This window comes from Acinetobacter endophylla, assembly GCF_053543775.1.
Genome location: NZ_JBLVOM010000314.1, coordinates 115,150 through 130,630, shown reverse-complemented (window position 1 = coordinate 130,630; position 15,481 = coordinate 115,150). Strand labels below are relative to the sequence as shown.

The following is a 15,481-nucleotide window of genomic DNA, read 5'->3' as shown; positions in this document are numbered from 1 at the left end:
AAAAATTTGACAAGAAATTACTGGAATCTTTCAGGTCAAAAATAAAGCAAAAATGTAACTGGAGAGCGATATAAGAAAAATAAATTAACTTCTTCAATTAATCAGGAAATACAAATGATGCAAATTTTATTTTTGTATTCATCATTTTTTACGTTAATTTGTCGCGAGTAAAACTCAAAGTTGTAATTAATAATGTCAGAAAAATATAACAATTCATCGGCAGAGCACGGTGAATTAAAGCGGAGTTTGTCCAATCGGCACCTACAGTTAATTGCCATTGGGGGCGCCATCGGAACCGGCCTGTTTATGGGTTCTGGTAAAACCATCAGTCTTGCAGGTCCTTCGATTCTGGTGATTTATATGATCATCGGTTTTATGGTCTTTCTGGTGATGCGTGCATTGGGTGAACTGTTACTCTCCAATTTGCAATATAAATTTTTTATTGATTTTGCCACGGATCTGATCGGGCCTTGGGCCGGATACTTTGTCGGCTGGACCTACTGGCTCTGCTGGATCACCATCGGGATCGCAGATCTGTCAGCCATTATTTACTATCTGCAATTCTTCAATAATGGTTTGCCCTTTAGCCCTGAAGAAGGCGTCATGATCAGTGTTGCCGCGATTGTGTTTATCATGGGGCTGAATCTGGTCACGGTAAAACTGTTTGGTGAAATGGAATTCTGGTTTGCCCTGGTCAAAATTATCGCCATTGTGGTGCTGATTGCCGTTGGCCTATGGATGGTGTTTACCGGCTTTACCAATGATGCCGGTACGGTCGCATCCTTTAGTCATATCTGGGAGCATGGCGGTTTGTTCCCGACGGGTGCTATGGGCTTCCTGGCCGGTTTCCAGATTGCAATCTTTGCCTTTGTCGGGGTAGAGCTGGTGGGTACTACAGCGGCTGAAACTAAAGATCCGGAAAAAAACCTGCCAAAAGCGGTGAACTCTATTCCGATTCGTATCATTATTTTCTATGTATTGGCACTGCTCATTGTGATGTCAGTGACACCATGGAACCAGATTGACCCGAATGTATCGCCATTTGTAAACCTGTTCAGTCAGGCTGGCATTGCAGCGGCTGCGATTATCATGAACCTGGTGGTATTGTCCTCGGTGATGTCCTCGATGAACAGTGGCGTATTCTCGACCAGTCGTATGCTGTTTGGCCTGTCACGTGAAGAGCAGGCACCGGCGGCCTTTGGTCGCCTGAACCGTCGCGCGGTCCCTGCAAATGCCCTGTATTTTTCTGCCGTGTGTTTGTTGCTGGGTGCAGCACTTCAGTATTTTGTTCCCGATACCGTTCGGGCCTTTACCTTGGCCACAACTTTATCCACGATTCTGTTTATTTGTGTCTGGATCATGATTATCTGGAGCTATATCGTGTATTACAAAACACGTCCAGAGCTGCATGCCAAATCAACCTTTAAGCTGCCGGGTGGTTTAGTGACCTGTTGGATCGTGATTATTTTCTTCCTGAGCATGATTGTGGTCTTGGCACTGGAAGAGGATACCCGTCAGGCACTGATGATCAGTCCGATCTGGTTTATCCTGCTAATCATTGGATATTTTGGTTTCTATAAACAGAAACATAAATAAACCTTATCAATAAAAACGTCAGCGATCTGCTGGCGTTTTTTTTTGTCTAAAGATACTCTCTAGCGTTTAACGCTTGGGTCATGCCGAATGATCGCGTTATACTTCATCGAAACTATTACATTAGGTGGTCAGATGCGCCAAGTCATTTGCTACATCAGTATCTTAGCGACAGGTCTTGCTCTTGCAGGTTGTGGACAGTCAGGGGCTTTGCACTTGCCGAATGATCCGAATTACGACAAGCGTGCCAAGTATCTGTTATACAAAAATACTGAAACTGAGCCTAAAGCGTCCGATGAAGAACGAGAGACACCTGTGCAACAACAGTTTGCTGCACCTACCGATTCAGACGTTAAAACCACACCATAACGCTTTCACAGAAAGGATACCTTCATGAGTTTCACCCGCATTAATGGGGTATTGCACGCTGAGCAATGTTCATTACAACAGCTCGCGGAGCAATTTGGCACACCACTCTATGTTTATTCCAAAGCCACTTTGGAAAAGCATTTTTTAGATATGGACCGTGCTTTTAACTTTATCGATCATCAAATCTGTTTTGCGGTAAAGTCCAACTCTAATCTTGCGGTATTGAATGTATTGGCCAAACAGGGCGCCGGTTTTGATATTGTGACGGGTGGTGAATTGGCGCGTGTGCTGAAAGCTGGTGGTGAGCCTTCGAAAATCGTATTTTCGGGCCTGGGTAAATCTGAAGCGGATATCAAAAAAGCGTTGGAAGTCGGCATTGCCTGCTTTAACGTCGAATCTTATGCCGAGCTGGATCGTATCCAGAAAGTTGCGGCTGAATTAAATGTCAAAGCACCGATTTCATTGCGTGTGAATCCGGATGTCGATGCCAAAACCCATCCTTATATTTCAACCGGCTTAAAAGAAAATAAATTCGGTATTCCATCGGATAGCGTATTTGAAACTTATCAATATGCAGCGTCATTGCCAAATCTGGATGTGGTCGGGATTGACTGCCATATTGGTTCACAGTTGACTGAAACCCAGCCATTTGTGGATGCACTGGATCGTGTCATTGTCATGATCGACCAGTTGAAAGAACGGGGAATCACCCTTAAACATATCGATATCGGTGGTGGTCTGGGTGTGACGTATAAAGATGAAACCCCGCCGTCGGTTGAAGAATATGCCAATGCGCTGCGTCCGGCTTTAGAAAAATTGGGCTTGAAAGTGTATATGGAACCGGGACGTAGTATTTCTGCCAATGCGGGGGTGCTGCTGACTAAAGTAGATCTGCTCAAGCCAACCAATCACCGTAATTTCGCGATCATTGATGCGGCGATGAACGACCTGATTCGCCCTGCTTTATATGAAGCATGGATGGATATTCAATCTGTTATACCTCGTACCGATGTCGAAACGAAAGAATGGGATGTCGTGGGTGCAATTTGTGAAACGGGTGATTTCCTGGGTAAAGAGCGTGAGCTTGCGATCAAGGAAAATGATGTGCTGGCAGTACTCGGTGCCGGTGCGTATGGTTTCGTGATGAGTTCAAATTACAACAGCCGTGGTCGTGCTGCTGAAGTAATGGTCGATGCTGATCAGGCACATTTGATTCGTGAACGTGAAACGATTGAATCACTCTGGGAACGTGAGCGTTTATTGCCTTAAGGATAAATCAGGATGTTATTAGAATTTACCAAGATGCATGGTCTAGGCAATGACTTTATGGTGGTTGATCTGATCAGCCAACGTGCTTATCTGGATACCTTGACCATTCAGCGTTTGGCCAATCGTAACTTCGGCATTGGTTTTGATCAACTCTTGGTGGTTGAGCCACCCGATGTCCCAAGTGCAGACTTTAAATATCGGATTTTTAATGCTGATGGTTCAGAAGTGGAACAATGTGGCAATGGCGTGCGCTGTTTTGCCAAATTTGTACATGATCGTCAGCTCACGACCAAAACCAAAATCAAGGTACAAACCAAATCTGGTATTGTAGAGCCGGAATTGGGTGCGAATGGTTGGGTACGGGTCAATATGGGTTATCCAAAATTTTTGCCTCAGGAAATTCCATTTGTAGCTGATGCGCCGGAGAGCCTGTATGACATCGATCTTGCTGGCGGTGAAAAGCTGACCATTGATGTGGTCAATATGGGGAATCCACATGCGGTGACAATTGTACCGGATGTGATCGCTGCTGATGTCGCACGTATTGGTCCACAAGTTGAATCACATGCGCGCTTCCCCGCACGGGTCAATGCTGGCTTTATGCAGATTATTGATGAAAAACATGCACGTTTACGTGTGTACGAGCGTGGTGTAGGCGAGACCTTAGCTTGTGGTACAGGTGCCTGTGCTGCCGCAATTTCAGGTATGCGCCGTGGTCTGCTGTCGAGCAAAGTGGAAGTTGAACTGGCAGGCGGCAAGCTGCAAATTGAATGGAAAGAAGGTGATGTGGTCTGGATGACCGGACCAACGGCGACCGTGTATGAAGGACGTCTGGATTTACGTTATTTCCAGGGTTAAGCTTGGTTCCGCTTGAGAAAAAAGCACTGTCTGATCGATGGTGCTTTTTTTATGCTAGGATGGGAAAAACCGTAGAATTTGAATGAGATGAATACGCTTGTTTTCCTGCCGGGTGCTTCAGGAAGCCAGCACTTTTGGCAGCCATTAAGGGCAGCATTAACCAAATATCCAGATCAGCAAGTCATTGCCTATCCGGGCTTTGATGGCGTAGCACCAAATTTGGCCATTCAAAACCTGTATGATCTGCAAGAATTCGTGAAAGAAAAAATTGAGGATGATTCCATTCTGATTGCCCAGTCTATGGGCGGTGTCTTGGCCGTTGGGTTGGCACTCAATCATCCGCAGAAAGTCAAAGGGCTGGTATTGTTGGCGATATCTGGTGGTCTGAATTTAAAAACTTTTCATTGTGCAGACTGGCGAACAGATTATCGTGAACTGTTTAAAACAGCGCCGGACTGGTTTGAACAAGACCAAACTGAATTTAGCCGCGTTCAGCTCGCAAGTCTGGACGTTCCGATCTTGCTGATCTGGGGCGATCATGATCCTTTAAGTACTGTTCAGCTTGGACAATACTTGGCAGGAATTTTTAAAAATGCAAAATTGCATATTATCCAAGGTGGAGATCATTTCTTTGCCAATACGCATGCAGATCAGGTTGCAATGCTGATTCAAGATTATTTGGAGCAACTCTAAATGGAGCAAGCAGTGATTGTCCCACCTCAACTCTTGCTCAATATGTGGCTGAAAGAACGTGAAATCCAAAACCAGTCCAAACATACCTTGCAAGCCTATGAACGTGATGTCTCGGATTTTTTAGAGTTTTGCCAGCGTGAGCAGCTCAATTTAAACGATGTGGAAGCCACCGATTTACGCCAGTTTCTGGCTGAAAAAGTTGAACAGCATCAGCTCAGTCCTAGCAGCCTGCAACGTATGCTTTCGGCTATTCGCCAGTTTATGAAATGGGCCGAGCAGGCTCAGCATATGGCTTTTAATCCGGCGGATGATTTTCAGTTAAAACGTCAATCGCGTCCTTTGCCGGGCATGGTGGATATTGAAACAGTCAACCAGATTATTGATCAGCCTGCGCCCGAAAATGAAATACAGCAGCAAATGTGGCTCCGGGACAAAGCGATTTTGGAATTGCTTTATTCGAGTGGGTTGCGTCTGGCAGAACTGCAAAGCCTGAGAATTAAAGATATTGATTTCAACCGGCAGTTATTACGCATTACTGGTAAAGGCAATAAAACCCGGATTGTGCCTTTTGGCTCCAAGGCCAAAGACAGCGTGATGGCCTGGTTGCAAGTCTATCCCTTATGGAATGGTGATTTTGTGCCGGAGGCGAATGTATTTATTACCCAGAAAGGCAATCCGCTCGGTGCAAGACAAATTGAAAATCGGGTCAAGTTTCAGGCACAGCGCGCAGGCGTGAATGTAGATTTACATCCACATTTATTGAGACATTGTTTTGCCAGTCATATGTTGTCGAATAGCCGGGACTTACGAGCCGTGCAGGAAATGCTAGGTCACAGCAATTTAACCACCACGCAAATTTACACCCATGTCGATTTTGATCATCTGGCCCAGATTTATGATCAGGCCCATCCACGTGCACAACATAAAGAAGAATGATCATGTGCGAAGTGTTATAGAATAAAAATCATGAAAATTATATTTTTGGCACAAAACTTTCATATATAAATTTTAAAATGGAATTGAACTGAACATTGGCGTTCGGGTGGGCATTTCACTATTGTCTTATTCGTTAAATGCGCCATTTCAGGTATAACAATAACTAGTATTTAATATTTAAAATGAAATATTGCTGAGCAGTGTCTCAGTATTTGACCGATGGGAGGTGATATGGACACACTGGTAATTGCAGATATTGAGCAAAAATATGCACAGTTAAGTGAAGCTCAAAAAGAAATGTTTGCGGGTTATGGTCTGCGACAAATCAAGCATTTTGTGGAAATTAGCTTACCCAATCTTGAAGCGACCTTACCTGAAGGCGCCATCATTCAAGGGATTAATGCCGATGGAAAAGTTCAGGCCTTTAATGCGGCGACTGGACAATACTATTTATGGATTTCTGATTTGCAATGGCAATTGTCGAATCGTGCGACCCAGGCAGTCGATTTAAAAGAAGATGCGATTGCAATTTGGCAAATTTTTGAATTGGCAGACTATGAGCTGGTAGATTTAAGCCATGTACATCGTGATTTTTTAGCACAAGAAACTGAGTAAATTCTGAAGTATCCACACAGCATAATAATAAGATTCAGTCCTGTGGTTTGGCTTTGTTCACGAGGAAAAGGTTGTCTTCTATAGGCAACCTTTTCTTATAGTAGAACTTGTAATCTATGCGCTTGCAGCACAGGTTATGGTTTAAGCAAGCTACCATTATGCAAATCTTAAATTAAGAACATAGCGTCGTTGTCTAAAATCAGTTTGCCTATAAATCTTCTAAAGGCAGCTGGAAACTCTGTTTAATAATCTGGCTGGGTAAATCCGTTTTGACACTGGTAATACCATTTTTTTTAGTTAGATGTGTGGACTGGAATTTGCGATAACTTTCCAGATCAGGCACCACGACTTTCAACATGGCATCGCTCTCTCCCAAAATAATGTAGCACTCCATCACCTGAGGCAGTTCTTTCATCGCCTCAATAAAGGTATCAATGGTTTCGGCATCCTGACCGACTAACCAGATGCGTGAAAATAAAATCAGCTGAAAACCAATTTTTTGTTGGTCGACAATAGTCGTGTAATTCTGAATCACGCCTGCATCTTCCAGTAATTTTACCCGGCGTAAACAGGATGAAGGTGAAAGTCCGATTTCACGTGCCAGATCATTATTCTGAATACGGCCATTGGCCTGTAAATGTCGAATGATATTTTTATCAATTCGATCAAGTTTTACCCGCACAGACTTGGTGGATATTTTCATAAATTAGAATAATATTCGAAAAATAATACTTATTATAAAATAAATTGAAAGCCAATTTTGTAAAAAATCGCAGATACTTGTTTCACTTTCTGGAGTTTGAAAGGAAAAGGAAATGTCTGTATTTGTACTCTTTGCACTGACCGTGCTTCCCCTGGTTTTTACGCCTGGACCCGATATGTTATTTATCCTGTCTCAAGTGATGGGTAAAGATGCAAAAGCAGGCATGATGGCAACCTTAGGGGTGTGTTGCGGTTATCTGGTGCATTCTATTCTGGTGGCACTCGGAATTGCGGCTATTATTATCTCTTTTCCGGTGCTGTTTGAAACAATTCGCTGGCTTGGGATTGCGTATCTGTTGTATTTGGCCTTTAATTTGCTCAAATCGGTATTCAGTAAAAAAGCGCTGAACATTGAGAAAAAGACCTCAGCCAATCCGATTAAAAAAGGTTTTTTTACTGCGCTGTTAAATCCGAAAGGCATGTTGATCTATTTTGCGATTTTGCCCCAGTTTATTGATAAATCCGCCAATACTGTCAGCCAAGGTTTGATTCTGTCCTTTATTTTTATCAGTCTGATTTTTGTAGTGTATTGTAGCTTAAGTATTTTGTTCAGCAAAATCAGCCAAAAAACCCAAATGGATGAACGTAAACAAAAATGGGTAGATGGAACTTCTGGTGGTTTACTGGCACTTGCCGCAAGCTGGTTAATCATTAATTAATCGGATTGCAAAGAAGCATACTGTTCGCAGTATGCTTTTTTTATAATTGTGAAGATTTGAAATTAAATATTCACTTTGTCGGCGTAGAATTCAATGCGCTGGTTTATTATTTGGTCAATTTGTCTTTATATTAGGGTCTGTTGACATTTCAAGTATAGAATTTACCCGATAAAGGTAGCCAAATAAATATACAAGCTAATGCAACTGCCCCCTCATAGCTACACTTTAGCTTATCATATCGTGTTGCTATTCCTCTGAACTGCTTTAACCTACAAAATGCATTCTCAACTAAGTGTCTGATTTTATATAAATACCAATCCATATGATCATTATTTGACTGAGTATTTGATTTTCTTGGAATATTCGCTTTAGTTTTTTTCGCAGATATTTGTTCTCTTAATGATTCAGAGTCATATCCTTTGTCTGCACAACATACTTCCGTTTCACCCAAATCAAGTTTTTCAATCATTTTGGGAGCAATCTTGACATCATGTATCGTTCCATCGGAGATAATAATTTCGATTGGATTGCCATCCGCATCAACAGCTAAGTGTATTTTAGAACTATTTCCACCAATGCTTTTAGAAATATCCTGATCTTTTATTCCAGCAGAATGTTGGTGTGCCCGAACATGACTAGCATCAATAAAAACCCATTCCATATCAGCATTTGAAGAAATTAATTTAAATATTTTCATTAACTTATCATTTTTACACCAACGATTATATTTTTTAAAGATTGAGTTATACGAACCAAATTCTTTAGGCAAATCACGCCATGGGCAGCCTGTTCTTATTCTATAAAGTATTGCTTCGACAAAATTTCTCAAATTAGATTTGAAATAGATATCAAAATTTCGGAAAATAGAAAGTAACTTAGACCAGTGTTGATCATTCAGCATTGTACGAGGCATAGCGAGAAGTAAATTTAGTTTGGCGATTAAATTTTACTTTCTCGCTATTTTTTTGAACAGAAAATGTCAACAGACCCTAGGTTTAATTCGCTCTCAAAAAGAATTCTGTCCAAAATGACAAAAGCTGACATACGTATATCCCGGCTGTTTTGCTGCAAGCTGCTTTAAATCAATTTAAATTAAATGTGATCAATCAAAACTTCTGATGTGATTAATCAGATAAAAAAATAATATAAATCAATGGTTAAATTTTAAGTAAATATTGATACATTTCATTGTAATAAAACGATAACAATTAATTGTGAACGCATCGTTCAGGGAAAATTACGCATTTTTACAGCTCTTTGTTGAATTGTGACTTGACCGAAATGCCGTACACATTGCAAGATAGGGCACCTAAAAAAATTTAAGTGAAGAGTTACACTAACTTTTCTCAACATTTACATTTGCTAAAACAGCCGAGGATTACATGAAGGCTCTTGTTGCTGTAAAACGTGTGGTTGATGCCAACGTTAAAGTTCGTGTTAAACCGGACAACAGTGGTGTTGACTTAACTAACGTTAAAATGTCAATTAATCCATTCTGTGAAATCGCAGTGGAAGAAGCGGTTCGTTTAAAAGAAAAAGGAACTGTTTCAGAAATCATTGTTGTTTCTATTGGTCCTAAAGAAGCCCAAGAACAGATCCGTTCTGCAATGGCGCTTGGTGCTGACCGCGGTATTCTGGTTGAAGCTGATGACAGCCAACTGGGTGCGCTGGAAATCGCTAAAATTCTGAAAGGCGTTGTTGACGCTGAACAACCACAATTGATCCTTCTGGGTAAGCAAGCAATTGATGATGACTCGAATCAGGTTGGTCAGATGCTTGGTGCTCTAATGGGTGCAGGTCAAGGTACATTCGCTTCTGAAGTGAAAGTAGATGGCGACAAAGTACAAGTAACACGTGAAGTAGACGGCGGTTTACAAACTGTTGAGTTGACACTTCCAGCAATCATTACTACTGACTTGCGTTTGAACGAGCCACGTTATGCGGCACTTCCAAACATCATGAAAGCGCGTAAAAAACCGCTTGATACCAAGTCACCTGCAGATTTCGGTGTAAACCCTGCAACTAAACTGAAGACAGTGAAAGTTGAATCACCTGCAGAGCGTAAAGCTGGCGTACAAGTGAAGTCTGTAGACGAGCTTGTAGAAAAATTGAAAAACGAAGCGAAAGTGATCTAATACAGAAGGATAAAAATCATGAGTATTTTAGTTATCGCTGAGCACGACAACAAAGCATTAAACGCTGCTACTTTAAACGTTGTTGCTGCGGCGCAAAAAATCGGTGGTGATATCACTGTATTGGTTGCTGGTTCTGGCGCTCAGGCAGTTGCTGACCAGGCGGCTAAAGTTGCGGGCGTAAGCAAAGTATTACTTGCTGATGACGCTGCTTATGCAAACCAATTGGCTGAAAACGTGGCTAAACTTGTTGCTGAATTAGGTAAAGGCTATACACATATCCTTGCTGCTTCTACAACAACTGGTAAAAACATTTTACCACGTGCAGCTGCGCTTCTTGACGTAAGCATGATTACTGACATCATCGCGGTAGATGGTCCTAAGACTTTCAAACGTCCGATCTATGCAGGTAACGCAATTGCGACTGTAGAATCAGGCGAAAACATCGTATTGGCGACTGTTCGTGGTACGGCATTTGATGCTGTAGCTGCTGAGGGCGGTTCTGCTGCTGTTGAAGCTGCTGCGTCTACGGGTGATGCGGGTATTTCTAAGTTTATCAATGAAGAAATCGTAAAATCTGAACGTCCTGAACTGACAGCTGCGCGTATTGTGGTTTCTGGTGGTCGCGGTGTAGGTTCTGGTGAGAATTATCACAAGATCCTTGATCCATTGGCTGACAAGCTTGGTGCTGCTCAAGGTGCATCACGTGCTGCGGTAGATGCTGGCTTCGTACCAAACGATATGCAAGTCGGTCAAACTGGTAAAATCGTTGCACCTGATCTGTATATCGCTGTAGGTATCTCTGGTGCGATTCAGCATTTGGCAGGTATGAAAGAATCTAAAGTGATCGTTGCGATCAACAAAGACGAAGAAGCGCCAATCAATGCAGTCGCTGACTACTGGTTAGTCGGTGACCTGAACACTGTTATTCCTGAATTGGTTTCTAAAATCTAATTCCTGAACACAGTTTAAAAGACGCTCTTGCGCAGGCAGTGAAAGCAATGCTTTACTGTTTTGTCCAAGGGCGTTTTTTTATGCAAAAATTTTAAAAATACTCGACAGTCGAAACTAGAGTATTTCATTTGCATGAAAAGTGATAAAATCCCGGTTTGCTTTTTCTCCTGTTTTTAATCATGTCCTTTTCCAAAGCCGCCCATATCCTGTTCATTAGTTTTCTGCTGATTGCGCTTTATCTGGGTATTTGTATTCATACTGCCCTGAATGCACCAGCTTCGGTAACTCAGTATTTATTTAGTGAATCAGGCGCTTTTGAAGTCATGAGCCCATGGTTATGGTACTTGCTGGCAGTGCTGTGTTTGCTTAATGTTGAAATCAAACTCAATACCCGAGTCTTTACGGCTATAGCAGCGACATTGTTGGGATTACGGGAAATGGATTTTCATAAGCAGGTGTTTGAAATGAGTTTTATCAAAACTAATTTCTATCGCAGTGCTGAAATTCCGCTCATGGATAAGCTGCTCGGATTTATTTTATTGCTTGGGATTATTTTTGTCTTTCTGGTATTGGCGAAAAAATTGGTTCAAACCATACGAAGCATGAAAGATTCTTTGAATATTGCACATTTTTTTATCTTCCTCACCATTGCCTGTGGCGGACTAAGCAAGGTGCTGGATCGCACGACCTCAACCCTGAAAGATGAATTCGGCATCCAGTTGGTGCCGCATACTCAAATCATGATTATGACCATTGAGGAAGGGGTGGAGATGTTATTGCCAGTTTTATTGATTGTGGCTGTGCTGAGCTATCGTAAAGTACTGAACCAGGTACAATAAAAATATAGAAAAAACGATGAAGATGCGCCAGTTGATTGGCGCATTTTGTTTTTGTACTCCTGTATTTCTCAAAATTTTGAGTATTGAAAAATCCTGTCTGGATGCACTGATTTTCTGTTTTGAAATAACAAGAAAATGATCACTAAAATGAAGATAATTAACAAGGTTAAGCTGAATATTTCGACACAAAAATACAAGTGTTTATGCTATAATTTAGGGCTGTATTTTAGTTTTTAACTCAGTCGTTTGAGTTAATGATTTTGCTAGTTTTACGACATATAAATACAAGCCAAAATTGGCTTGTAGAATAAGGAGTATGCATGAGCGTATCGGAAATTAGACCGATTGCCATTGAGGATGAACTTAAAAGCTCATATCTCGATTATGCGATGAGCGTGATTGTGTCACGTGCATTGCCCGATGTACGAGATGGTTTAAAACCTGTTCATCGTCGTGTGCTTTTCGCAATGCACGAATTAGGCAATGACTATAACAAAGCTTATAAAAAGTCTGCACGTGTAGTCGGTGACGTGATCGGTAAATATCACCCGCATGGTGATTCTGCCGTATACGAAACCATTGTACGTATGGCGCAAGATTTCAGCTTGCGTTACCAATTGGTTGATGGTCAAGGTAACTTCGGTTCGGTCGATGGCGACAGCGCAGCAGCAATGCGTTATACCGAAGTACGTATGCGTAAACTGACCCACGAACTGTTAGCGGATCTTGAAAAAGATACCGTCGAGTGGGAAGACAACTACGATGGCTCTGAGCGTATTCCTCAGGTCATGCCAACCCGTGTTCCGAACTTGTTGATTAATGGTGTCACCGGTATTGCAGTCGGTATGGCGACCAATATGGCGCCGCATAACATGACTGAAGTGGTGAATGCGTGTCTGGCCTATGCTAATGATCCTCAGATCAGCATCGAAGGATTGATGGAACATATTTCTGGTCCGGATTTCCCGACAGGTGGCATCATTTACGGTAAATCAGGTATCGTCGATGCGTACCGTACTGGTAAGGGCCGTTTGCATATCCGTGGTAAATACCATTTCGAAGAAGATCCGAAGAATGGCCGTACCACGATTGTCTTCACTGAAATTCCATATCAGGTCAATAAAGCAAAAACCATTGAGCGTATTGCTGAACTGGTCAAAGAGAAAAAACTCGAAGGCATTTCAGAGCTTCGTGACGAGTCTGACAAAGACGGTATGCGTATCGCGATTGACCTGAAGCGCGGTGAAAACGCCGAAGTGATTGTGAACAACCTGTTCCAGAATACGCAACTTGAAAACTCTTTCAGCATCAATATGGTTTGTCTGGATAATGGCCAACCAAAATTGATGAACTTGAAAGACATCATTGCAGCGTTTATCCGTCACCGTCAGGAAGTGGTCACGCGTCGTACCATGTTCGAATTACGCAAAGCGCGTGAACGTGGTCATATCTTGGAAGGTTTAACCGTTGCTCTGGCGAATATTGATGCCATCATCGAAACCATCAAGAGTTCTGCGAATCCAGCTGAAGCGCGTGAGCGTTTGCAGGCAGGTGAGTGGGCTGGTGGCGGTGTTTTGGCCTTGCTAGAAAAAGCCGGTTCAGTTTCTGTACGTCCAGATGAGATTGAAGGTGAAGATCCAAGTCGCCCATTTGGTTTGGATGGCGAGATTTATCGTCTGTCACCAACCCAAGTGAATGCGATTATGGAACTTCGCTTACACCGTTTAACTGGTCTGGAACAAGACAAGTTACATGCGGAATATAGTGAAATTCTGTCACAAATTGCTGAATTGACTGCAATTTTGAATGACTTTAATCTGTTGATGAACGTGATTCGTGAAGAGCTTGCACTGATCCTTCAGCAATATGGCGATGCACGTAAAACGTCGATTGTCGAGTCACGTATCGATTTCTCTCGTGAAGATCTGATTCCTGAAGAGCAAATGGTTCTGACGGTATCGAAATCAGGTTATGCAAAAACTCAACCATTGTCTGACTACGCTGCACAGCGTCGTGGTGGTCGTGGTAAGTCTGCGACTAGCATGAAAGAAGATGATTACATTCAACATCTGATTGTGACTTCAAGTCATGCGACAGTACTTTGTTTTACCAACGTTGGTAAGGTCTATCGTCTGAAAGTGTATGAAGTGCCGCAAGCATCACGTGGTGCCAAAGGCCGCCCAATGGTGAACTTGCTGCCACTGGATGAAAACGAGACCATTACTGCGATCTTGCCTGTCATTGACGCGCCGAAGAAATTTAAAGAACGTCTGGCTGACTTCAAGGCATTTGTAAAAGCCAATGCAGCGCAGTTGCAAGCCAATGAAGTGATCAATGCTCATTTTGCCGAGCTTGAAGCTGCCCTGACTGAATCTGAAGATGGTGCGGATGATATTTCTGATGCATTGCGTATTCAATTGAAACAGTTGGGCTTGGAGCTTTCTGCAACAGACCTTGATGATGACATCATCAATGACTTTGCTCAGCAGGCTGAAGCGGTACGTAAAAACTTCTATGTGTTTATGGCAACCGAATACGGTACGATTAAACGTGTAGAGCTTGAACAGTTCTCAAATGTTCGTTCAAACGGTTTACGTGCGATTGAGCTGAATGGCGATGATACCCTCATTGGTGTAGCGATTACCGATGGCGAACAGCAAATCATGTTGTTCTCGAATGAAGGTAAAGCCATTCGCTTCGCAGAGACTGATGTACGTTCAATGGGCCGTTCTGCCAAAGGTGTACGTGGTATGCGCGTGACTATTGGTGCAGCTGCACAGCTAGAAGAAAATGATGAAACTGAGATCGAGTCTGATGACGAAGATGGTTCAGATTCAGCATTGATTAGCCGAATCGTATCACTGGTTGTTGTACCTGAAACTGGCGAAGTACTGTGTGCATCTGAAAATGGTTATGGTAAACGTACTCCAGTAGACGACTTCCCGACCAAGAAACGTGGCGGTAAGGGTGTGATTGCGATCAAGACCTCTGAACGTAACGGTCAATTGGTGGGTGCTGTTGGCATTGATGCGACTAAAGAGCTGATGCTAATTTCTGATGGCGGTACGCTGGTTCGTACCCGTGCATCTGAAGTGGCGCAAACTGGTCGTAATGCACAGGGTGTTCGTCTGATCCGTCTAGGTAATGAGGAATTGCTGGTCGGTGTGGTTTCAATCGAAGCTGTTGAAGAAGACGAGTTTGTTGAAGCAATTGAAGGTGCAGAATCTTTAGTGGCAGAAACAGATGTAGCAGTTGAAAATGAGCAAGTTGAAAAAGATGGTGAAAATTCAGTAGAAGAATAAGTTTTTTACTGATAAAAAGGGCGCTTCGGCGTCCTTTTTTATAAACCTTGACTGCATAAGGGTAAGCGATGAAAACCAAATTAATGTTGTTAGCAGCAGCGGTTGCATTGAGTGGCTGTAATTCAATGGACAATATTCCGGATCCGAGTCCTGAACAGGAAAAGGCGGCACAGCTAGCCTATGAGGATTTGCGTGATGGGAAATATGAGGAATTTCTGGATCAGTTAGAACCGCAGTTGCAAACCCAGTTTAAGGATAATGAAAAGCTGATGAAACGCTTTTCACGTTCAATTCCTCAAGGTGAATACAAGTCTAAGACTTTAATGACCAAAGAGATTGAAGAAGCAACCAATCAGCCTGGACAATATAAGGTCAGTTATGAAATTGCCTATCCGGAGAATCTGGTTCAGTATGATGTGAGTTTTGACAAGCCGAATGGTAGCAACAAGATTCGTAATTTCAATATTCAGGTCTTTGGCGAATCGAGTAAATAAGTGGAA

At 42.4% G+C, this 15,481-nt stretch carries 15 protein-coding genes; 13 read left to right on the top strand and 2 right to left on the bottom strand.

The features are described from left to right. The first annotated feature begins 192 nt into the window (after positions 1–192). The 7 genes from ACNPNW_RS17830 (at position 193) to ACNPNW_RS17800 (ending at position 6,333) form a co-directional block, all read left to right on the top strand. On the top strand, positions 193–1,596 hold the full coding sequence (locus ACNPNW_RS17830) for an amino acid permease (protein ID WP_448767088.1): 1,404 nt from the start codon (positions 193–195) through the stop codon (positions 1,594–1,596). 132 nt (positions 1,597–1,728) lie between these two features. Then, positions 1,729–1,962 carry an LPS translocon maturation chaperone LptM gene (gene lptM, locus ACNPNW_RS17825; RefSeq protein WP_071850661.1) on the top strand — a complete coding sequence of 78 codons (234 nt, stop codon included), beginning with the start codon at positions 1,729–1,731 and terminating at the stop codon, positions 1,960–1,962. Between the two features lie 24 nt (positions 1,963–1,986). Beyond that, a complete protein-coding gene (gene lysA / locus ACNPNW_RS17820) occupies positions 1,987–3,231 on the top strand; it encodes a diaminopimelate decarboxylase (protein ID WP_448767285.1) in 1,245 nt (414 codons plus the stop codon). A 12-nt stretch (positions 3,232–3,243) separates the two neighbouring features. Beyond that, positions 3,244–4,089, top strand: a complete 846-nt coding sequence (gene dapF / locus ACNPNW_RS17815) for a diaminopimelate epimerase (RefSeq protein WP_004645716.1) — start codon at positions 3,244–3,246, stop codon at positions 4,087–4,089. A gap of 87 nt (positions 4,090–4,176) precedes the next feature. Further along, a complete protein-coding gene (locus tag ACNPNW_RS17810) occupies positions 4,177–4,782 on the top strand; it encodes an alpha/beta fold hydrolase (RefSeq protein WP_420938136.1) in 606 nt (201 codons plus the stop codon). Next, positions 4,783–5,718: a site-specific tyrosine recombinase/integron integrase gene (gene xerA / locus ACNPNW_RS17805; RefSeq protein WP_153567002.1), complete on the top strand. Its 936-nt coding sequence runs from the start codon at positions 4,783–4,785 to the stop codon at positions 5,716–5,718. Between the two features lie 231 nt (positions 5,719–5,949). Continuing rightward, complete coding sequence (locus ACNPNW_RS17800) at positions 5,950–6,333, top strand: hypothetical protein (RefSeq protein WP_164543195.1); 384 nt, start codon at positions 5,950–5,952, stop codon at positions 6,331–6,333. Positions 6,334–6,541: 208 nt separating this feature from the next. Here ACNPNW_RS17800 and ACNPNW_RS17795 read toward each other — a convergent pair whose 3' ends face one another. After that, a complete protein-coding gene (locus ACNPNW_RS17795) occupies positions 6,542–7,036 on the bottom strand; it encodes an Lrp/AsnC family transcriptional regulator (protein WP_004645712.1) in 495 nt (164 codons plus the stop codon). A 112-nt stretch (positions 7,037–7,148) separates the two neighbouring features. Between ACNPNW_RS17795 and ACNPNW_RS17790 the strand changes: the two genes are divergently transcribed. After that, positions 7,149–7,754: a LysE family translocator gene (locus ACNPNW_RS17790; RefSeq protein ID WP_448767284.1), complete on the top strand. Its 606-nt coding sequence runs from the start codon at positions 7,149–7,151 to the stop codon at positions 7,752–7,754. A 148-nt stretch (positions 7,755–7,902) separates the two neighbouring features. On the opposite strand, the gene ACNPNW_RS17785 is transcribed toward ACNPNW_RS17790, so the two are convergent. Further along, the gene (locus ACNPNW_RS17785) at positions 7,903–8,667 is read right to left on the bottom strand and encodes an IS5 family transposase (RefSeq protein WP_448767283.1); all 765 of its coding nucleotides are present in this window, start codon (positions 8,665–8,667) and stop codon (positions 7,903–7,905) included. A 469-nt stretch (positions 8,668–9,136) separates the two neighbouring features. Between ACNPNW_RS17785 and ACNPNW_RS17780 the strand changes: the two genes are divergently transcribed. From ACNPNW_RS17780 to ACNPNW_RS17760, 5 genes are all read left to right on the top strand, one after another. Next, positions 9,137–9,889, top strand: a complete 753-nt coding sequence (locus ACNPNW_RS17780; RefSeq protein WP_004731799.1) for an electron transfer flavoprotein subunit beta/FixA family protein — start codon at positions 9,137–9,139, stop codon at positions 9,887–9,889. Between the two features lie 18 nt (positions 9,890–9,907). Then, positions 9,908–10,840 (top strand): FAD-binding protein, encoded by a 933-nt coding sequence (locus ACNPNW_RS17775; protein WP_004280494.1) that lies wholly within the window; start codon positions 9,908–9,910, stop codon positions 10,838–10,840. 179 nt (positions 10,841–11,019) lie between these two features. After that, a complete protein-coding gene (locus ACNPNW_RS17770) occupies positions 11,020–11,679 on the top strand; it encodes a hypothetical protein (RefSeq protein ID WP_448767282.1) in 660 nt (219 codons plus the stop codon). 320 nt (positions 11,680–11,999) lie between these two features. Further along, on the top strand, positions 12,000–14,981 hold the full coding sequence (gene gyrA / locus ACNPNW_RS17765; RefSeq protein WP_448767281.1) for a DNA gyrase subunit A: 2,982 nt from the start codon (positions 12,000–12,002) through the stop codon (positions 14,979–14,981). 68 nt (positions 14,982–15,049) lie between these two features. Continuing rightward, complete coding sequence (locus tag ACNPNW_RS17760) at positions 15,050–15,475, top strand: DUF3887 domain-containing protein (RefSeq protein ID WP_448767280.1); 426 nt, start codon at positions 15,050–15,052, stop codon at positions 15,473–15,475. Positions 15,476–15,481 lie beyond the last annotated feature (6 nt).